Origin of the sequence: Streptomyces sp. S465, assembly GCF_026898115.1 — a bacterium.
Lineage (GTDB): Bacteria > Actinomycetota > Actinomycetes > Streptomycetales > Streptomycetaceae > Streptomyces > Streptomyces luomodiensis.
The window spans coordinates 5,345,442-5,365,164 of sequence record NZ_CP114036.1; the positions used below are offsets into that span (position 1 = coordinate 5,345,442).

Here is a 19,723-nt window from a genome sequence, read left to right on the forward strand (position 1 = left end):
GGAGCCGAACACGGCGCGTCGTCCGGGACCGGGATCAGGCGCCGCCGAGCGTCCAGACCGCGTAGGCGATGGCGTCGCTGTTGCGGTCCAGGGCGGTGTCGTCGATGTTGCCCGAGGTGTCACAGGAGCGGTGGTAGCAGCGGTCGAACGCCTGACCGGAGGTGCCGCCCCACTTCTGGGCCTGGGCGGCGGTCTTGATGTAGTCGGCGCCGCTGAAGAGACCGCCCACCCGGATGCCCACGTTCTTGAACGGCGCGTGGTCGGAGCGGCCGTCGCCCTCGGTCTCGATCTCGGTGGGGACGCCCTTGGCGGAGAAGAACGCCTTGAACACCGACTCGATCCCGGGATCGTCGTCATAGACGAAGTAGCCGGGGTTGGGCGAGCCGATCATGTCGAAGTTGAGATAGGCGTCGATCTTCGCCCGTTCGGCGGACGGCAGGTTGTTGATGTAGGCGCGGGAGCCGACCATGCCCAGCTCCTCGGCGCCCCACCAGGCGAACCGCAGATGCTTGGTGGGTTTCGCCCCCTGGCGGGCCACGGCGAGCGCGGTCTCCAGGATTCCGGCGGAGCCCGAGCCGTTGTCGTTGATCCCGGGGCCCGCGGTGACGGAGTCGAGATGGGCGCCGGAGAACACCACATGGCCGGTGTCGCCGCCGGGCCAGTCGGCGATGAGGTTGTAGCCGGTGGCGCCGCCGGAGGTGAACTGCTGGACGGTGGTGCTGTACCCGGCGGCGTCCAGCTTGCCCTTGATGTAGTCGAGCGACGCCTTGTAGCCGGGGCGGCCGTGGGCGCGGTTGCCGCTGTTGGCGGTGGCGATGGCCTGGAGCTGGGCCAGATGGGCCTTCACATTGGCCACGGAGAGGTCCGGCGCGGCGAGGGCGGTACGGGCGTCCGCCGAGTGCCGGGCCGGTGCGGCGGCGGAGGTGGCGGGGGCGGCCGACACCAGGGCGGCGATCGCCGTACCGGCGGCGGCCATGGTGACCGCCCGGCGCAGCAGGGCTCTTCGGGGGCGGCGCGCAACGCATGACGACATGGGGGGCTCCGATTCCGAACGAGGACAGGACGGAATGACGTGACGCTGTGTGGTGCACGTGCCCATGGGGGCGGTGGAGCGGCGAACCGGCGGGGTGCGGTGAACCGATGAAGCGCGGTGAACCGGACCGGCGGCGCGGTGAAGCGGTGGTGTGACGCGACGCTGATGCTCGGGGGCGGCTGACTTCGCGTCAAGAGCGGAAACCGGACATCGGACATCACCCGCCGGATATCGACCCCGGCCGCGCATCGGGCACGGCGGCGTCCGCCACGGCCGTTCCGGGTACGGCATCGCTCTCCGGCGCCGCCACGGCCGCCGACTCCGGCGCTGCCACGGCCACCCCCTCCGGCGCTGCCACGGCCGCCGACAGCGCGGCCGCCCGCGCGGCGGCCTCGGCCAGCTCCCGCCGCGCCCGCCGGGCGGTGCGCAGCGCGTCCCAGGTGAGCAGCGCGAGGGCGAGCCAGACGAGCGCGAAGCCCGCCCACCGCTCGGGTGGCATCGACTCGTGGAAGACGACGAGTCCGAGGACGAACTGGAAGGTCGGCGCCACGTACTGGAGCATCCCGATCGTCGACAGCGGCAGCCGCACCGCCGAGGCGCCGAAGCAGATCAGCGGCAGCGCCGTGACGAACCCACAGCTCGCCAGCAGCGCCGCGTGCCCGGCGCCCTCGGTGGTGAACGTACTGTTGCCGCGCGCCCCGAGCCAGAGCAGGAAGCCGAGCGCGGGCAGGAACTGTACGGCGGTCTCGGCGGCCAGCGACTCCAGCCCGTCCAGTCCGACCCGCTTCTTGGCCAGGCCGTACGTCGCGAAGCTGAAGGCGAGGGTGAGCGCGATCCAGGGCAGTTTGCCGTAGCCCACTGACAGCACGCCCACGGCCACCACGCCGACGCCCACCGCCGCCCACTGCGCGGGCCGCAGCCGCTCACGCAGCAGCAGCACCCCGAAGGCGATGCTGACCAGCGGGTTGATGAAGTATCCGAGCGCGGTCTCCACCACATGACCGCTGTTGACGCCCCAGATGTAGAGGCCCCAGTTGACCGAGATCACGGTCGCGGCGAGCGCGATCATGCCCAGCCGCTTGGGCTCCCGCAGCAGCGGCCGTATCCAGCTCCAGCGGCGCAGCACCACCAGCAGCAGCCCGACGGCCGCCAGTGACCACACCATCCGGTGGGCGAGGATCTCCACCGCGCCGGCGGGTTCCAGCAGCGGCCAGAAGAGCGGTACCAGCCCCCAGATGCCGTACGCGGCGAAGCCGTAGAGGAGGCCGGTGCGATCGGTGCGATCGGTGCGGTCCTGCTGGTTCTGCTGCGTCACGGCACCCTCCCCGACGGCATGGCGGACCCTGGGCGGGCCCGTTCCGAAGGTCCGAAGGTAGCGCCGCCGAGGCCCGCCTGTCATTCCCGTCTCAGGAAACGGTGATGACAGGCGGGCCGTGGTGCGTACGGGGCGGATCAGCCCTTCAGCGCGGCCGCGACCGAGTCCGCGATGGGCGTGGTCGGGCGGCCGATGAGACGGGACAGCTCGCCCGGGGTGGCGGCCAGCCGGCCGCGCTCGATGGCCGCCTCGACGTCGGAGAGGATCGCGGCGAGCGGCTCGGGTACGCCCGCGCCGGTGAGGATGGACCGGTACTCCTCCGGGGAGACGGGGCGGTAGACGATCTCCTTACCGGTCTGGCCGGCGACCACCTCGGCGTACTCGGCGAAGCTCCAGGCGGTGTCGCCGGAGAGCTCGTACGCCTTGCCCTCATGGCCCTCGCCGGTCAGGACGGCGACGGCGGCCGCCGCGTAGTCGGCGCGCGAGGCGGAGGCGACCCGGCCCTCGCCCGCGGCGCCCACGACGGCGCCGTGCTCGAGGACGGGGGCGAGCTTCTCGGTGTAGTTCTCGTTGTACCAGCCGTTGCGCAGCAGGACGTGCGGCAGACCGGAGTCGGCGATCGCCTGTTCGGTGACCTTGTGCTCATCGGCCAGGGTGAAGTCGGCGGCGGGGCCGCCCAGCACGCTGGTGTAGGCGAGCAGGGCGACACCGGCGTCCTTGGCGGCGTCGATGACGGCCTGGTGCTGGGGAGCGCGCTGCCCGACCTCGCTGCCGGAGATCAGCAGCACCTTGTCGCCCGCGGCGAAGGCGCCGGTGAGCGTTTCGGGCCGGTTGTAGTCGGCCGCGTGCAGCCGCACGCCACGGTCGGCGAGACCGGCGGCCTTTGCGGTGTCGCGCACGACCGCGGTGATCTGGTCGGAGGGAACCTTCTCCAGCAGCCCTTCGACGACGAGGCGGCCGAGGTGACCGGTGGCGCCGGTGACGACGATGCTCATATCCGTGACTCTCCTGTTCGGGTCGGTACGCCCACCTTAGAGGAAGCGCTAACCATTGGAAAGCTACTACCGGTTAAGTAAGTGTGTTCATTCGAGGCGGGGCCGCTCCCGGGCCTCCCGCTCCCGCCCCGCCAGACCGACGTCGAACGGCAGGATCGTCACCGCGACCCCCGGCAGCTGCTCCAGCGTCTTCGCCAGCGACTCCGCCGTGCCCCGGTGCAGCAGCTTGCCCAGCGGGGAGGCGTAGGTGCGGCGCGGCACCAGCAGGGTCAGCGCGGTCTGCCCGTCGGCGGTCGTCCGGGCCGCCAGCTCCAGCACCGCATGGCGCAGCCGCCGGTCCGGGCACTCCACGACCTCCAGCGGCACCGTCACCCCCGCCGTGGCCTCCCATCGCGCCATCAGCCGGCGGGCGTGGGCCTCGTCCACCATGAAGTGCACCGCGCGCACCTCGTCGGGGCGCAGCTCATGCGCGTACCGCAGGGCCTTGACGGTCGCGAGGTCGATGCTGTCCGCCAGCACCTGGACGACATGGCGCCGCCAGCGCGGAAGGTCGTCCCCGGGGTGCGGGACGGCCTCCAGGGCCGCCGCCTCCGCGCGGTACTCGCGGTTGATCCGGATCAGCGCCCAGACGCCCACCGGGAAGACCACCACGACCAGCCAGGCGCCCTCGGTGAACTTGGTGATCGCGAAGATCAGCACCACGGCGGCGGAGACGGTCGCGGCGATGAGGTTGACCGCGATCTTCCAGGTCCGGCCCGGCTCCCGGCGCCGCAGGTGGTAGGCGGTCAGCCCGGCCCCGGCCATGGTGAAGGCGGTGAACACCCCGATCGCGTACAGCGCCACCAGCCGGTCCACGCTGGCGTCCGTGACCAGCAGCAGCGCCAGCGCGATCACGGCCAGCGAGACGATCCCGTTGGAGAACGCCAGCCGGTGGCCGCGCCGGGTCAGCTGCCGGGGCAGAAAGCGGTCCTCGGCCACGAAGCTGGCCAGGAAGGGGAAGCCGGTGAAGGGCGTGTTGGCGCCCGTGAAGAGGATGAGCGCGGTCGCCAGCTGGACGAACGCCAGCCCCAGGGCGCCCAGCGGCCCGCCGCCGAAGACCAGACGGGCCTCCTGCGCGAGCACGGTCGGGGTGCCGTCCCGGTACGGGATGGCATGGGTGAAGTGGGCGAGGGCGGAGACCCCGAGGACGAGGGTGCCCAGGACGCAGCTCATCGTGATCAGCGTGCGGCGGGCGTTGCGGCCCTGGGGCTCCCGGAAGACCGACACGCCGTTGGAGATCGCCTCCAGACCGGTCAGCGAGGAGCCGCCGTTGGCGAACGAGCGCAGCACGATGAAGAGCGAGGCGCCGTAGAGCCAGCCGCTGCCCGGGGTGCCGAGCGGCACGGCGCCCGCGGCGTGCACATCGGCGTGCGGAAGCCGCCCGGTGAGCCCGCGGACCACACCGACCACCAGCATCAGGCCGACGGCGAGGACGAACAGGTAGGCGGGCACCATGAAGATCCGCCCGGCCTCGCGCAGCCCGCGCAGATTGCCGTAGGCCAGGACCAGGATCGCCAGCGCGCTGAGGGGCAGCTGGAGGTGGTCGATACCGGTCCATCCGCCGCCGATGAGATGGGCGAACGAGATGATCGCGTTGGTGCCCGCCGAGGCCTGCACCGCGACGGTGACGATGTAGTCCACCAGCAGCGCCACGGACGCGATCTGGGCGATGTCGGGGCCGAAGTTCTCCCGGGCGACCACATATGAGCCGCCCGCCCGGGTGTAGATCGTCACCACATCGCTGTAGCAGAGCGTGATCAGCAGCAGCACCAGCAGAATCGCCCCGGTCACCGGGAGGATCAGGGTGAACGCCGCGACCCCGATGACCGGCACCAGCACCCGCAGGATCTCCTCGCTGCCGTACGCCGTCGAGGAGATGCAGTCGGAGGCCAGCACGCCCAGGGCGGCCCGGTTGCTCAGCTTCTCGCGCCGGATCCGCTCGGTGACCAGGGGCGGGCCGAGCAGCAGCCGCTTGAGACGGTAGCTGGGGCGGTCCGGTGGCTGGGACGGGGCGGCGGTGTCGGCCATGCGCCCATGACAGCGGGTGCCCGTACGTACGAATGGGCCCGCCGGTGGCCGGGACCGTTCGGGGATCAGCCCACGACGGTCCAGGTGTCGCCCCCGGCGAGCAGCGCGCCGAGGTCGCCCTTGCCCTTCAGCTCCACGGCGTTGTCGAGCTGGTGGGACATCAGAGTGTCGTAGACCGGGCGCTGGACATCGCGCAGCACCCCGATGGGGGTGTGGTGCAGCGTGTCGGCGTCGGCGAGCCGGGTCAGCGCGAACGCCGTGGTGGGCGAGGCGGAGTGGGCGTCGTGGACCAGCACCTGGTGCTCGTTGTCCGCGGTGACGGTGACGACTTCGAGATCGCCGGTGCTCTGGTTGCGGATGACGCCCTTGCTCTGGTCCACGCCGAAGCGGATCGGCTGCCCGTGCTCCAGCCGGATCACGGCCTCCTGGGCCTGCTGCTTGTCCTTCAGGGCCTCGAAGGCGCCGTCGTTGAAGATGTTGCAGTTCTGGTAGATCTCCACCAGCGCGGTGCCCGGGTGGGCCGCCGCCTGCCGCAGCACCTCGGTGAGGTGCTTGCGGTCGGAGTCGATGGTGCGGGCCACGAAGCCCGCCTCGGCGCCGAGCGCGAGCGACAGCGGGTTGAACGGGGCGTCCAGGGAGCCCATCGGGGTCGACTTGGTGATCTTGCCGACCTCAGAGGTGGGGCTGTACTGACCCTTGGTCAGGCCGTAGATGCGGTTGTTGAAGAGCAGGATCTTCAGGTTCACATTGCGGCGCAGCGCGTGGATCAGGTGGTTGCCGCCGATCGAGAGCGCGTCGCCGTCACCGGTGACGACCCACACCGACAGGTCGGGGCGCGAGGCGGCCAGACCGGTGGCGATGGCCGGGGCGCGGCCGTGGATGGAGTGCATCCCGTAGGTGTTCATGTAGTACGGGAAGCGCGAGGAGCACCCGATGCCGGAGACGAAGACGATGTTCTCCTTCGCCAGGCCCAGTTCGGGCATGAAGCCCTGAACGGCGGCGAGGATCGCGTAGTCACCGCAGCCGGGGCACCAGCGGACCTCCTGGTCCGACTTGAAGTCCTTCATCGTCTGCTTGGTGTCGCTCTTGGGCACCAGGGAGAGCGCGCTCGGAGCCGATGCCGCGCCCTCGGCGAGGGTCTCAGTCATCGATGGCCTCCTTAAGGGCGGTGGCGAGCTGTTCGGCCTTGAAGGGCAGTCCGCGGACCTGGGTGAAGGAGCGGGTGTCGACCAGGTAGCGGGCGCGCAGCAGGGTGGCCAGCTGACCCAGGTTCATCTCCGGCACCACCACCTTCTCGTAACCCTCCAGAACCTTGCCGAGGTTGGCGGGGAAGGGGTTGAGGTGGCGCAGATGGGCCTGGGCGATCCGGTCGCCCGCGGCGCGGACGCGGCGCACGGCGGCGGTGATCGGTCCGTACGTGGAACCCCACCCCAGGACCAGGGTGCGGGCGTCGCCGGTCGGGTCGTCCACCTCGACGTCCGGCACGGCGATGCCGTCCACCTTGGCCTGGCGGACGCGGACCATATGGTCGTGGTTGGCCGGGTCGTAGGAGATGTTCCCCGTGCCGTCCTGCTTCTCGATCCCGCCGATCCGGTGCTCCAGACCGGGCGTTCCGGGCACGGCCCAGGGGCGGGCCAGGGTCTCCGGGTCGCGCTTGTACGGCCAGAAGACCTCGGTGCCGTCGGCCAGCACATGGTTGGGGCCGGTCGCGAACTGAACCCGCAGATCGGGCAGTTCGTCCACCTCCGGCACCCGCCAGGGCTCCGAGCCGTTGGCCAGGTAGCCGTCCGACAGCAGGAACACCGGGGTGCGGTAGGTCAGGGCGATCCGGGCGGCGTCGAGCGCGGCGTCGAAGCAGTCGGCCGGGGTCTTCGGGGCCACGATCGGCACCGGGGCCTCGCCGTTGCGCCCGTACATGGCCTGGAGCAGATCGGCCTGCTCGGTCTTGGTGGGCAGTCCGGTGGAGGGGCCGCCGCGCTGGATGTCGATCACCAGCAGCGGCAGCTCCAGCGAGACCGCGAGCCCGATGGTCTCCGACTTCAGCGCCACCCCCGGGCCGGAGGTGGTGGTCACGGCGAGGGAGCCGCCGAAGGCCGCGCCGAGGGCGGCTCCGATACCGGCGATCTCGTCCTCGGCCTGGAAGCTGCGCACGCCGAAGTTCTTGTGCTTGGACAGCTCGTGCAGGATGTCCGAGGCGGGGGTGATCGGGTACGACCCCAGGAACAGCGGCAGATCCGCCTGGCGGGAGGCCGCGATCAGCCCGTACGACAGTGCCAGGTTGCCGGAGATGTTCCGGTAGGTGCCGGTGGGGAACGCGGTGGTGGCCGGCGCGACCTCGTAGGAGACGGCGAAGTCCTCGGTGGTCTCGCCGAAGTTCCAGCCCGCCCGGAAGGCGGCCACGTTCGCCTCGGCGATCTGCGGTTTCTTCGCGAACTTCTGCCGCAGGAACTTCTCGGTGCTCTCGGTCGGCCGGTGGTACATCCACGACAACAGACCGAGCGCGAACATGTTCTTGCTGCGTTCGGCCTCCTTGCGGGACAGGCCGAACTCCTTCAGCGCCTCGACGGTCAGCGTGGTCAGCGGCACCGGGTGGACCTGGTAGCCGTCCAGCGAACCGTCCTCCAGAGGGCTTTGGTCGTAGCCGACCTTGGCCATGGGGCGCTTGGTGAACTCGTCGGTGTTGACGATGATTTCCGCCCCGCGCGGCACATCGGGGAGGTTGGCCTTCAGCGCGGCCGGGTTCATCGCGACCAGGACGTTCGGCGCGTCACCGGGCGTGAGGATGTCGTGATCGGCGAAGTGGAGCTGGAAGCTCGACACTCCGGGCAGCGTGCCGGCGGGGGCGCGGATCTCCGCCGGGAAGTTGGGCAGGGTCGACAGGTCGTTTCCGAACGACGCCGTCTCCGAGGTGAATCGGTCGCCCGTGAGCTGCATACCGTCACCCGAGTCGCCCGCGAACCGGATGATCACCCGGTCCAGGCGGCGGACCTCCTTGCCGCCGTCCGCTGTTCGCGGCCCCCCGGCGGGCGTCTGCCCGCCCTGCTGATCGGCTGGTTCGGCCTGCTCGGCCGGGCTGCTGACCTGGCTGGTCACTGCTTCGGACCTCCCTTGAGGCGGCGCTCCTGGACAGTCGGTGCCGACCGGTTGTTGTCCCATGACCATCGTACGTCGGTAAGGCTGGCCTTCCTTGGTCTGATCACATGATGGACCCGTGAAGGAGAACCATATATGTCACGGTTTGGCACGTTCTGTCCTTTCCCCCCGTACTGGCATTTCCGCTGATCCCCCGTTCAGCCTTTGGTCCCGCTTTGGCCGCGGCGGTCCCTTTCAGGAGTTGAGATAGGTGAGGACGGCGAGCACCCGACGGTGATCCCCGTCACTCGGCGACAGGCCGAGCTTCAGGAAGATGTTGCTCACATGCTTCTCGACCGCGCCGGCGCTCACCACCAGCTGCCGGGCAATCGCCGAGTTGGTCCGGCCCTCGGCCATCAGCCCCAGCACCTCCCGCTCCCTCGGCGTGAGCCCGGCCAGCACATCCTGCTTGCGGCTGCGGCCCAGCAGCTGGGCGACGACCTCCGGGTCGAGCGCGGTACCGCCCTGGGCGACCCGCACCACCGCGTCCACGAACTCGCGCACCTCGGCCACCCGGTCCTTGAGCAGATAGCCCACGCCCCGGCTGTTCCCGGCCAGCAGCTCGGTGGCGTACTGCTCCTCCACATACTGCGACAGGACCAGCACGCCCAGTCCCGGATGGTCGCGGCGGAGCCGGACGGCCGCCCGCACCCCCTCGTCGGTGTGCGTGGGCGGCATCCGCACGTCGGCCACCACCACATCCGGCGGAGCCCCCTCGTCGGTCAGTTCCCGCACCGACTTGATCAGCGCTTCCGCGTCCCCGACGCCCGCGACCACCTCATGGCCCCGGTCGGTCAGCAGCCGGGTCAGGCCCTCCCGCAGCAGCACCGAATCCTCGGCGATGACCACCCGTACCCTGTCCGCCACGATGTTCGGCCCCCCGTTTCACTCGGTTCGTGGGGACCAGCATCCCAGGGTTCGGCCATTCGCGTCGGACATAACGGACAGGGGGTCGGGGTTCGTCGGGCCGGCCGCCGCGCGCCGGGGGCGGGCGCCGTCAGCGCCGGGGCGTGCCCTCGCCCGGAGCCGGGGCGGGCGCCGTCAGCGCCGCCCTCAGCGCCAGGGGAGCTCGGCGGTCACGGTGGTCGGGCCGCCCGCCGGGGAGTGGACGACGAGAACCCCGTCCACCGCGTCGATCCGCCCGGCCAGCCCGGCCAGACCCGAACCGGCCGAGGTGTCGGCCCCGCCCCGCCCGTCGTCCGTGATCTGGATCAGCACCCGGTCCTCGGCGCGCCACACATCGACCTTGGCGGTGTGGGCGTGGCTGTGCTTGCTGATGTTCTGGAGTAGTTCGGAGACGGTGAAGTAGGCGATGCCCTCGATGGCGGGTGCGGGGCGTTCGGGCAGTTCGACCGTCACGGTGACGGGGACGGTGCAGCGGGCGGCGAGGGCGGAGAGGGCGGGGCCGAGGCCGCGGTCGGTGAGGATGGCGGGGTGGATGCCGCGGGCGAGGTCGCGGAGTTCCTGGAGGGCGAGTTTCACTTCGCCGTGGGCTTCGTCGACCATCTTGGCGGCGGCTTCCGGGTCGTTCTCCAGTTTCTCCTTCGCCAGGCCCAGATCCATGGCGAGGGCGACCAGCCGGGCCTGTGCGCCGTCGTGCAGGTCGCGCTCGATCCGGCGCAGGTCCGCGGCGGCGGTGTCGACCACCGTGCCCCGGTCCGACTCCAGCTCCAGCACCCGGCTCGCCAGCCGGGACGGGCCGAGCAGCCCGGTGACCATGATCCGGTCGACCGAGGTCAGCGCCCGCATCACCCACGGGATCAGCAGGAGGACCAGCAGGCCCGCGACGCAGGTCACGGCGGTCTCGAACGGGGTGTCCAGATAGAAGTCGTGCCCGTGGTCGTCCCCGAAGACCTGGATACCCGGCTGATCCAGGTACCGGGGGAAGACCCAGCGCCACAGCGGATAGGTCGCGGAGGTCCAGCCGTACACGGTGAAGCTCAGCGCGAAGGCGAAGGCGAAGACCGCCCAGGGCAGATGGATCAGCGCGTAGATCACATGCCGCCAGGAGGTGCCGCTGCGGAGCAGCGCCCCCAGCCAGGCCACCGGTCCGCGCTTGTCCCTCCCGCGGAGAACGGGCTCGGGCTCGGCCACCTTCAGCCCCAGCAGCGCGCGGGCGCGGGCCCGCTCGACGACCCCGAGCCCCCGGCAGCCCGCGAGGGCGGCGCCGAGCACCGGGACGCCGAGGAAGGTGATCAGCAGCCCAGCGCCGAGCGCGATCATCGTGACCGCGTAGACGAAGGTGAGGATGGCCATCGGCAGGCTGATCATCAGATAGAGGAACTCGCACCAGACGCGGGCCCGGAACGGCGCACTCAGTGCCGCGGGCACCAGATGACCACGGGGCTCGGTCCCCGGTTCGTACGGTCCGTATGCGGTGGCCATCGTCTCGTCCGTCCTCCGGGAGCCTGGTCGGGGCGCGATCCGGGTCAGCGGGGCGGGTCGCGTCGTCTGCGTACCCCCAAGAGTTCCGGAGCGCGGCCGGCCGGACCATCGGGCGGATCGGCCTCTTCACCGGGGGGTTAGCCCTACCGTCCGCGCCGGGGAGGGGGTACGTCCTACCGTCCGCGCCGGGGAGGGGGTACGTCCTGCCGTCCGCGCCGGGGAGGGGGTACGTCCTGCCGTCCGCGCCCGGGGGTACGTCCTGCCGTCGCCGTCAGACCTTGCGCCGGCGGCGGGCCGCCGCGGCCCCCGCCGCCGCCCCGGTCCGGTGGTGCCAGGGCAGCTCGGCGGTCACCATGGTCGGCCCACCGGCCGGTGAGTCCACGACGAACAGCCCGTCCACCGAGCCCAGCCGCTCCGCCAGGCCCGCGAGCCCCGTGCCCCCATCGGTGGTCGCCCCGCCGCGCCCGTCGTCCCGTACCTGGATCAGCAGCCGGTGCTTCGCGCGCCACACATCGACCTTGGCGGTGTGGGCGTGGCTGTGCTTGCTGATGTTCTGGAGTAGTTCGGAGACGGTGAAGTAGGCGATGCCCTCGATGGCGGGTGCGGGGCGTTCGGGGAGCTCGGCCGTCACGGTGACGGGGACGGTGCAGCGGGCGGCGAGGGCGGAGAGGGCGGGGCCGAGGCCGCGGTCGGTGAGGATGGCGGGGTGGATGCCGCGGGCGAGGTCGCGGAGTTCCTGGAGGGCGAGTTTCACTTCGCCGTGGGCTTCGTCGACCATCTTGGCGGCGGCTTCCGGGTTCTCCTCCAGTTTCTCCTTCGCCAGACCGAGCCCCATGGCGAGGGCGACCAGCCGGGCCTGTGCGCCGTCGTGCAGGTCGCGCTCGATCCGGCGCAGGTCCGCGGCGGCGGTGTCGACCACCGTGCCCCGGTCCGACTCCAGCTCCGCGATCCGCCGCTCCAGCTCATCGGAGGGGAACAGCAGCCCGCGCACCATCGCCCGGTCCACGTGCGTCAGCCCCCGGGCGATCCACGGCAGCACCGGCCAGGCGACGAACAGGGAAGTCAGGACGGTGGCGAAGGTGACCACCGACCACGGCAGCCGGATCAGGGCGTACAGCGTGGAGCGCCAGCCGACCGGGTCCCGCAGCCTCGTCCACAACCGGCCGAGGAGGCCACTGCCCGGCTGGTGCGGCAGGGGGCTGGGCTCCTCGATCCGCATCGAGAGCAGCGCCCTGGCGCGTGCCCGCTCCAGCCGGCCGAGGAACCGGCTACAGCCCAGCCCCACGCCCAGCAGCGGCAGCCCGATCACCGTGACGGACAGCCCCAGGCCCACGGCCAGCCAGACCAGGGTGAAGACGAAGCAGGCGATGCCCACCGGCAGATTGGCCAGGAGATGGGCGATCTCCTTCCAGGTCTGCGCGGGGAAGGCGAACGCGGGCGGGCGCGGCAGCCGCTCGTCACCGCGGTCCCGGCCGCCGCCGTCAGGGCCGCCGTCAGGGCCGCTGTGGGGGCCACCGTGGAGGCCGCGGGAGGGACCGCCGGGGGAGCCGTCGTGGGCGCCGTCGACGGGGGAACTGGAGGTCATGGCAGCAAGACTGCCCGGCTCGGTGGGGCCCCGCCATGGGGCTAGCCCCACCGCATGGCGGACGGGCCGCCCGGCCGGGTTGCGCCAGGGCCTACACTTCCCGTCCGTACGGATCGTCGAACACATGAGATCGACGAGGAGCAGGCAAGGGCCACGAGGACCAGGGAGCGAGGGGCGGACGTGCCGGAGGCGACGACCGTGCGCACCGTGCCCACCACCGGCGGCACCGGTGTCCAGCTCGCGGCCGACTACTTCCACGGCTATGCGGTGGTCGGACTGGTTGCGGCGATCGGGGTGATCTTCGTCGCCGTGGCCTTCGGGGCCGGGCGGCTGCTGCGGCCTGTCGTGCCGACCCCCGAGAAGCTGCTGACCTACGAGTGCGGTGTGGACCCCGTGGGTGAGGGGTGGGCCCACACCCAGGTCCGCTACTACGTCTACGCTTTTCTTTATGTGATTTTCGCCGTGGACTCGATTTTCCTGTTCCCGTGGGCGACGGTCTTCGCCGCGCCCGGCTTCGGGGCCGCCACGCTGGTGGAGATGTTCATCTTCCTCGGGTTCCTCGCCGTAGGTCTGCTGTACGCATGGAAGAAGGGCGTCCTGGAGTGGACGTGACACCGAACCCGACGCCGACACCGACACCGACTCCGACGTCAGCCGCCGCGCCGGTCCCCGCCCCCGCTCCGGTGGACCTGCCGGAGCCGCGCCGTCTCGGCCCGCTGGCCCGGCTGGCACCCGAGCCGATGAAGGTGGTCCTGAACTGGGGCCGCCGCTACAGCCTGTGGGTCTTCAACTTCGGGCTCGCCTGCTGCGCGATCGAGTTCATCGCGGCGTCGATGGCCCGCCATGACTTCATCCGGCTCGGCGTGATCCCCTTCGCGCCGGGCCCCCGCCAGGCCGACCTGATGGTCGTCTCCGGCACGGTCACGGACAAGATGGCGCCCGCGGTGAAGCGGCTGTACGAACAGATGCCGGAGCCGAAGTACGTGATCTCCTTCGGAGCCTGCTCGAACTGCGGCGGTCCCTACTGGGACTCCTACGCCGTGACCAAGGGCGTCGACCAGATCATCCCCGTCGACGTCTACGTCCCCGGCTGCCCGCCCCGGCCCGAGGCGCTGCTCCAGGGCATCCTCAAGCTCCAGGAGAAGATCGCGCGCGAGTCGCTGGGCGAGCGCTACGGAAGCGCGGGCGCGGCGGGCTCGGCGGGCGCGGCCTCGGGCCGTCCGTCCGCGGCCGCGCTGCGCAGCGGGCTGGTCGCGCCCCCGGGGCGGGAAGAGTCGCCATGACCGAGCCGAATGAGCCGAACAAGCGGCACGAGCCGAACGAGCGGAACGAGCCGGTGGAGCCGAACGGGGCCGTGCGGCCCGGCGAGGCGGCGGAGACCGGCGAGGCGGCGGTGGCCGCGCCGCCCGTGGGCTGGCTGCCGCGTTCCGCCCCCGAGCTGTTCGGCGAGGGCGCCACGGCGGAGGAGGCGTACGGTCTGCTGACCGTCGATGTCCCCGCCGACTCCTGGACCGTGTCCCTGGAGACGGCCCGCGACACCCTCGGCTGCACCTACTTCGACTGGCTGAGCGCGGTCGACGAGCCCGGCACCGGCTTCCGGGTGGCCGCGTACGTCGTCGCCCTCGGCACCCCCGGCTCCGGGCCCGGGGTGCGCGGTCTGCTGGTGCGCACCACCGTGCCGCACGACGCGGCCACACTGCCGACCGCGACCGGCGTCTACGCCGGGGCGGCCTGGCATGAGCGCGAGACCCACGAAATGTTCGGCATCGACTTCACCGGTCACCCCGGTCTCGCGCCGCTGCTGCTCCCCGACGGCTTCGAGGGACATCCGCTGCGCAAGGACTTCGTCCTGGCGGCCCGGGTCGTCAAGGCGTGGCCGGGCGCGAAGGAGCCGGGGGAGTCGGGCGCCGGGCACGGCCCCAAGCGCCGCCAGATGCTGCCGCCGGGCGTCCCCGACCCCAACGAGTGGGGCCCCCTCAAGGGCCAGCTGCCCCCTGCCCCGGCCCGCCCGGCCCGCGGCGCCCGCGCCGCAGGTGCCGCAGGCGCCGCCGCGGGCGAGCGCCCCGCCCGCCGCACCCGCAGCGCGACCGCCGGCTCGGCGAGCCAGCGCGCGGCGGGGTCGGAGGCTTCGGCTTCGGCTCCGTCGGCTGAGCGTCCGGCGCGGCGTTCGCGCAGTGTGAGCGAGGGGTCGGCGAGCCAGCGTGCGGCGGGGTCGGAGGCTTCGGCTTCGGCTCCGTCGGCTGAGCGTCCGGCGCGGCGTTCGCGTAGCGCGAGTGAGGGGTCGGCGAGCCAGCGTGCGGCAGCCGACGAGCCGACGGCGCCCGAAGCCCCGGCACGCCCGTCGGCCGCCGGGGCGGCCGACGGCGCCGCCGGGTCCGCGCCGCCCCCCTCGTCGCGCCCGCAGCGCCCCGCACCGCGGACCCGCTCGTCCGACGCGCCCTGGCATCACGCACGCCCCGCGCGGGACGAGGACGCCGACTCCGAGCGCGAGCCGGACGCACGCGACGACTCCGAGAGCCCTGACCACTCCGACCACTCCGACGACCAGCCGGGAGGCACCGCGTGAACGACGTCCTCGACGTCGCGCTGCGACTGCTCGCCCTCCTGATCGCCTTTCTCGTGCTGCCCCTGGTCGTGGGGCAGACCGAGCACAAGGTCATGGCCCATATGCAGGGCCGCCTCGGGCCGATGTACGCGGGTGGTTTCCACGGATGGGCCCAGCTGGTCGCGGACGGGGTGAAGTTCGCGCAGAAGGAAGACGTCGTACCGGCCGGTGCCGACCGGCGGATCTTCCAGCTCGCGCCCGCCGTCGCGCTGCTGCCGTACCTCCTCGCTCTCGTCGCGATCCCGATCGGCCCCGCCGAGGGCGCCGTCGGCCAGGTCGTGGACGCGGGGATCTTCTTCGTGCTGGCCGTGATGGGCGTCGGGGTGCTGGGTTCCCTGATGGCGGGCTGGGCCTCGGCGAACAAGTTCTCCCTGCTCGGGGGTCTGCGGACGGCCGCTCAGCTCATGGCGTACGAACTGCCGATGCTGCTGACCGCCGCGTCCGTGGCGATGGCGGCGGGCACGGCCTCGCTGCCCGGCATCCTCGACGCGTTCGAGTGGTGGTGGGTGCCGTGGCAGATCGTCGGCGGGGTGGTGTTCTTCACCGCCGGGCTGGCCGAGCTTCAGCGCCCGCCGTTCGACGCGCCGATCGCCGACTCCGAGATCATCTTCGGTGCGTACACCGAGTACACCGGGCTGCGGTTCGCGCTCTTCCTGCTCGCCGAGTACGCGGGCATCGTCCTCCTGTGCGGGCTGACCACCGTCCTCTTCCTCGGCGGCTGGCACGGTCCGTTCGCCGACGGCCTCGGCTGGCTGTGGACCCTGCTGAAGACCGCCGTCCTCGCCTTCGTCGTGATCTGGCTGCGGGTCAGCTATCCGCGGCTGCGCGAGGACCAGCTCCAGCGGTTCGCCTGGACCTGCCTCATTCCGCTCTCTCTGGCCCAGATCGCCCTCACCGGCGTCGTCAAGGTGGTGATCTCCTGATGGGCATCCCCGGATCCGGTCTGGCCAAGGGCCTGGCCGTCACCCTTCGCACGATGACCCGGAAGTCGCACACCGCGCAGTATCCGGACGCGCAGCCCGAGCTGCCGCCCCGCACCCGCGGGGTGATCGGGCTGTTCGAGGAGAACTGCACGGTCTGCATGCTGTGCGCCCGGGAATGCCCGGACTGGTGCATCTACATCGACTCGCACAAGGAGACCGTTCCCCCGGCCGCCCCGGGCGGGCGCGAGCGCAGCCGCAATGTGCTGGACCGGTTCGCGATCGACTTCGCCCTGTGCATGTACTGCGGTATCTGCATCGAGGTGTGTCCTTTCGACGCGCTCTTCTGGTCGCCGGAGTTCGAGTACGCGGAGGAGGACATCCGCGACCTGACCCATGAGCGGGACAAGCTCCGCGAGTGGATGTGGACGGTGCCCGCGCCGCCCGCGCTCGACCCGCGTGCGGAGGAGCCGAAGGAGATCGCCGCGGCCCGTAAGGCCGCCGACAAGCTCGCCGCCGCCGAAGCGGCACAGGCCGAAGCGGCGCAAGCCGAGGCAGAGCGAGCCGAGACAGGGCAGGCCGAGACAAGGCGAGCCGAGACAGGGCAGGCCGAGGCGCCGCGGCCCGAGGCGGAGAGTGGCCCCGGCGGGAACGGAGCCGCCTCGTGAGCCCCGCGGTCCAGTTGGCCGCCACCGGCCACGGGTTCCTGTCGCCCACCGGTGTCGAGATCGCCTTCGTCCTCGTCGCCGTCGCGACCTTCGGCGCGGCCGTCGTCACCGTCACCACCAAGCAGCTGGTGCACGCCGCCCTGTGGCTGGTGGTGACGCTCGGCGGCCTCGCCGTGGAGTACCTCCTGCTCACCGCGGAGTTCATCGCCTGGGTGCAGGTGCTGATCTACGTCGGCTCCGTCGTCGTCCTCCTCCTCTTCGGGCTGATGCTCACCAAGGCGCCCATCGGCCGCTCCCCGGACGCCGATTCGGGCAACCGGCCGGCCGCGCTCGCGGTGGCCCTGGCCGCTGCGGGCGCCCTGGTGTGGGTGGTCGTGGACGCCTTCCGGACCACCTGGATCGAGCTCGACAAGGGCGTCCAGGGCTCCACCGCCGTCTCCGGTGAGAGCCTCTTCCGCCACTGGGTGCTGCCGTTCGAGGCGCTGTCCGTCCTCCTTCTCGCCGCGCTCGTCGGCGCGATCGTCCTGTCCCGCAAGAGCGACCACGACGGCGGCCGGAACCGCGCCCAAGGCGTCGGCCCAGGCAAGGAGAAGCGCTGATGCACCTCGCCTACCCCGCCGTGCTCGCCGTCCTCCTCTTCTGCACCGGTCTGTACGGCGTCCTCGCCCGCCGCAACGCGATCCTGGTGCTGATGTCGGTCGAGCTGATGCTCAACGCCGTCAACCTCAACCTCGTCGCCTTCGACGTCTGGCTCCGCGACACCCTGCGCGCGGGCCAGGCCCTGACCCTCTTCACCATCGCCATCGCCGCCGCCGAGATCGGCATCGGCCTCGCCATCGTCCTCCTCGTCCACCGCAACCGCGGCACCGCCGACGTCGACAAGCTCCGGGATCTCGCCGACCCCCCTCCGGCCGGCACCCCCACCCTGGACGACAGCATGGCAGCCCCCACTGACAACGACGCCGACCAGGCACGACGCGCCCGGAGGCAGACCGCGTGACGACCACGACCGCCGCCGTTCTCGTCCCCCTCCTGCCCTTCCTCGGCGCCGCCGCCGGACTCCTGCTCGGCCGCCGGGCCCCCGGCTTCGTCCGCCCCCTCGCGGTGCTGCCCACCCTCGCCGCGGCCGGGCTCGCCGTGCTCGTCGCCGTACGGCAGGGCGGGGGCGCGGGCGGCGGCACGGCCCCGCTCACCGCCGCGACCCGGCTCGCCGACACCGGCGCGGTCCCCATCGACCTCGCCCTGCACATCGACGGCTTCGCCGCCCTGGTCGCGGTCCTCGTCGCCGTCGTCGCCTGCTGTGTGCAGATCTACTCGACCGGCTATCTGCGGGACGACCCCCGCTACCCCTCCTACGCCGCGCTCGTCTCCCTCTTCACCGCCGCGATGCTCCTCGTCGTCTACTCCGACGACCTGATCGTGCTGCTCATCGGCTGGGAGGTCATGGGCATCTGCTCGTACTTCCTGGTGGGCCACTACTGGGAGACCGCGGCCGCGCGCTCCGCGTCCCTGAAGGCGTTCCTGGTCACCAAGCTCGGCGACGTCCCGTTCCTGATCGGCATCCTCGCGCTCGCGGACGACACCGGCACCTTCCGGATCAGCGAGATCCACAGCCGGCTGACCTCCGAGACCTCCGGGGTGCCGCTGGACCACCCCACCGTGATCGCGCTGCTGCTGCTGGCCGGGGTGGCGGGCAAGTCCGCGCAGTTCCCGCTGCACACCTGGCTGCCGGACGCGATGGCCGGCCCCACCCCGGTCTCCGCGCTGATCCACGCGGCCACCATGGTCGCCGCGGGCGTCTACTTCATCGCCCGGCTGCTGCCCGTCTTCGCCTCCTCCGCCGCCGCGCTCGCCGTGCTCGCGGCCATGGCGGCCGTCACGATGGTCGGCTCGGCGCTCGCCGCGCTCGCCCAGGACGACATCAAACGCGTCCTCGCCTACTCGACCGTCGGCCAGCTCGGCTATATGACGGGCGCGCTGGCCGTCGACGACCGCGGCGCCGCCGTCTTCCACCTGATCGCCCACGGCGCGTTCAAGGCGCTGCTCTTCCTCTGCGCGGGCGTGGTGATCCACGCCGCCGGCACCAACTCCCTCGCCGCCATGTCCCGGATGAGCGGCCTGGCCCAGCGCATCCCCGACGCCTTCTGGACGATGACGGTCGCGCTGCTCGCGCTCGCCGCCATCCCGCCCTTCGCCGGCTTCTTCTCCAAGGAGGCCGTCCTCGGCGCGGCCGAGCACGCCGCGACCGGCCACACCTCCGGCGTGCCGACGGGCGTCGGCTGGACCGTGTTCCTCGCCGGACTCCTCACCGCGCTCCTGACCGCCGCATACGCGGCCCGGCTGTGGCTGCTCGCCTTCCGCGGCCGGGGCGAGCCCGCCCCCGACCACGGCAGGCAGCCGGTGGTCATGAACGTCGTCCTGTGGGTGCTGTTCCTCCCCACGGCCGCCTTCGGCCTCGCCTACGGCGCGCTGCCCGACTGGTTCGACGGCGAGTCGCTCACCCCGACCCTCACCACCTCCGTCCTCGGCACCGGTCTGGCCCTCGTCGGCGTCCTCGTCATGTACGGCGCCTGGCGGCACACCGCGGCGCGGGCCGCCCGCGTCCCGCTCGGCGCGGTGGCCGCCCACCCCGACGCCGCCGACGCCGTCTCCGAGGCCGAGGCCATCGCCACCCACGAGGCGGCCTACGGCTCCATCGCGGGCGCCCGCGACCCCGCCGACCCCGGGCGGCTGCTCCTGGGCCCGCTGCACCGCCACGCGGCCGTCGGCTTCCACCTCGACGCCGTCTACAGCGCCCTGTTCGTCCGGCCCGTACGGGCCGCCGCCCGGCTCGTCCGCTTCCTCGACCGCGAGGTCGTCGAGACGTACGTACGCGGCGCGGGCGGCACGCCCCGGCTGCTCGGCGCGGCCGTCCGCCGCGCCCAGACCGGCAATGTGCAGACCTACCTCGGCGCGCTGCTCGCGGGCTCCCTCGTCCTGGCCGTGGCCGCCGTCCTCGTCGCAGCGGGAGCCTGACCC

At 72.1% G+C, this 19,723-nt stretch carries 17 protein-coding genes; 8 read left to right on the forward strand and 9 right to left on the reverse strand.

What is annotated here, in order from left to right; genetic code table 11:
• Positions 1–34 precede the first annotated feature (34 nt).
• The 9 genes from N6H00_RS22660 to N6H00_RS22700 form a co-directional block, all read right to left on the reverse strand.
• Positions 35–1,033: a M28 family metallopeptidase gene (locus tag N6H00_RS22660; protein ID WP_443073010.1), complete on the reverse strand. Its 999-nt coding sequence runs from the start codon at positions 1,031–1,033 to the stop codon at positions 35–37.
• A gap of 217 nt (positions 1,034–1,250) precedes the next feature.
• Entirely contained in the window at positions 1,251–2,348 is a 1,098-nt protein-coding gene (gene rarD, locus N6H00_RS22665; RefSeq protein WP_268973657.1) for an EamA family transporter RarD, read from the reverse strand.
• A 137-nt stretch (positions 2,349–2,485) separates the two neighbouring features.
• Positions 2,486–3,343 (reverse strand): SDR family oxidoreductase, encoded by an 858-nt coding sequence (locus tag N6H00_RS22670; RefSeq protein ID WP_268973658.1) that lies wholly within the window; start codon positions 3,341–3,343, stop codon positions 2,486–2,488.
• A gap of 87 nt (positions 3,344–3,430) precedes the next feature.
• On the reverse strand, positions 3,431–5,410 hold the full coding sequence (locus tag N6H00_RS22675) for an APC family permease (RefSeq protein ID WP_268973659.1): 1,980 nt from the start codon (positions 5,408–5,410) through the stop codon (positions 3,431–3,433).
• 65 nt (positions 5,411–5,475) lie between these two features.
• Positions 5,476–6,558: a 2-oxoacid:ferredoxin oxidoreductase subunit beta gene (locus N6H00_RS22680; RefSeq protein WP_268973660.1), complete on the reverse strand. Its 1,083-nt coding sequence runs from the start codon at positions 6,556–6,558 to the stop codon at positions 5,476–5,478.
• Positions 6,551–8,503, reverse strand: coding sequence for a 2-oxoacid:acceptor oxidoreductase subunit alpha (locus N6H00_RS22685; protein ID WP_268973661.1), 1,953 nt, complete (start codon positions 8,501–8,503; stop codon positions 6,551–6,553). Before N6H00_RS22685 ends, N6H00_RS22680 begins: the two co-directional genes overlap by 8 nt.
• Positions 8,504–8,737: 234 nt before the next feature.
• Positions 8,738–9,409 (reverse strand): response regulator transcription factor, encoded by a 672-nt coding sequence (locus N6H00_RS22690; RefSeq protein ID WP_329618547.1) that lies wholly within the window; start codon positions 9,407–9,409, stop codon positions 8,738–8,740.
• Between the two features lie 186 nt (positions 9,410–9,595).
• Positions 9,596–10,927: a sensor histidine kinase gene (locus N6H00_RS22695; RefSeq protein ID WP_268973662.1), complete on the reverse strand. Its 1,332-nt coding sequence runs from the start codon at positions 10,925–10,927 to the stop codon at positions 9,596–9,598.
• Positions 10,928–11,198: 271 nt separating this feature from the next.
• Entirely contained in the window at positions 11,199–12,512 is a 1,314-nt protein-coding gene (locus tag N6H00_RS22700; RefSeq protein ID WP_268973663.1) for a sensor histidine kinase, read from the reverse strand.
• 180 nt (positions 12,513–12,692) lie between these two features.
• Here N6H00_RS22700 and N6H00_RS22705 point away from each other — a divergent pair, with 180 nt between their 5' ends.
• Genes N6H00_RS22705 through N6H00_RS22740 form a run of 8 tightly spaced genes read left to right on the forward strand, consistent with a single transcriptional unit; the run spans position 12,693 to position 19,720 of the window.
• Positions 12,693–13,124 (forward strand): NADH-quinone oxidoreductase subunit A, encoded by a 432-nt coding sequence (locus N6H00_RS22705; protein WP_268973664.1) that lies wholly within the window; start codon positions 12,693–12,695, stop codon positions 13,122–13,124.
• The gene (locus N6H00_RS22710; protein ID WP_268973665.1) at positions 13,115–13,795 is read left to right on the forward strand and encodes an NADH-quinone oxidoreductase subunit B; all 681 of its coding nucleotides are present in this window, start codon (positions 13,115–13,117) and stop codon (positions 13,793–13,795) included. The genes N6H00_RS22705 and N6H00_RS22710 overlap by 10 nt, the downstream gene beginning before the upstream one ends.
• Positions 13,792–15,078 (forward strand): NADH-quinone oxidoreductase subunit C, encoded by a 1,287-nt coding sequence (locus N6H00_RS22715; protein WP_268973666.1) that lies wholly within the window; start codon positions 13,792–13,794, stop codon positions 15,076–15,078. The genes N6H00_RS22710 and N6H00_RS22715 overlap by 4 nt, the downstream gene beginning before the upstream one ends.
• Positions 15,075–16,040, forward strand: a complete 966-nt coding sequence (locus N6H00_RS22720; RefSeq protein ID WP_268973668.1) for a complex I subunit 1/NuoH family protein — start codon at positions 15,075–15,077, stop codon at positions 16,038–16,040. The genes N6H00_RS22715 and N6H00_RS22720 overlap by 4 nt, the downstream gene beginning before the upstream one ends.
• Positions 16,040–16,705 (forward strand): NuoI/complex I 23 kDa subunit family protein, encoded by a 666-nt coding sequence (locus N6H00_RS22725; protein ID WP_268973669.1) that lies wholly within the window; start codon positions 16,040–16,042, stop codon positions 16,703–16,705. Before N6H00_RS22720 ends, N6H00_RS22725 begins: the two co-directional genes overlap by 1 nt.
• A complete protein-coding gene (locus tag N6H00_RS22730; protein ID WP_268973670.1) occupies positions 16,702–17,304 on the forward strand; it encodes an NADH-quinone oxidoreductase subunit J family protein in 603 nt (200 codons plus the stop codon). Before N6H00_RS22725 ends, N6H00_RS22730 begins: the two co-directional genes overlap by 4 nt.
• Positions 17,304–17,705 carry an NADH-quinone oxidoreductase subunit NuoK gene (nuoK, locus tag N6H00_RS22735; RefSeq protein ID WP_268973671.1) on the forward strand — a complete coding sequence of 134 codons (402 nt, stop codon included), beginning with the start codon at positions 17,304–17,306 and terminating at the stop codon, positions 17,703–17,705. Before N6H00_RS22730 ends, nuoK begins: the two co-directional genes overlap by 1 nt.
• Positions 17,702–19,720, forward strand: a complete 2,019-nt coding sequence (locus N6H00_RS22740; RefSeq protein ID WP_268973672.1) for an NADH-quinone oxidoreductase subunit 5 family protein — start codon at positions 17,702–17,704, stop codon at positions 19,718–19,720. Before nuoK ends, N6H00_RS22740 begins: the two co-directional genes overlap by 4 nt.
• Positions 19,721–19,723 lie beyond the last annotated feature (3 nt).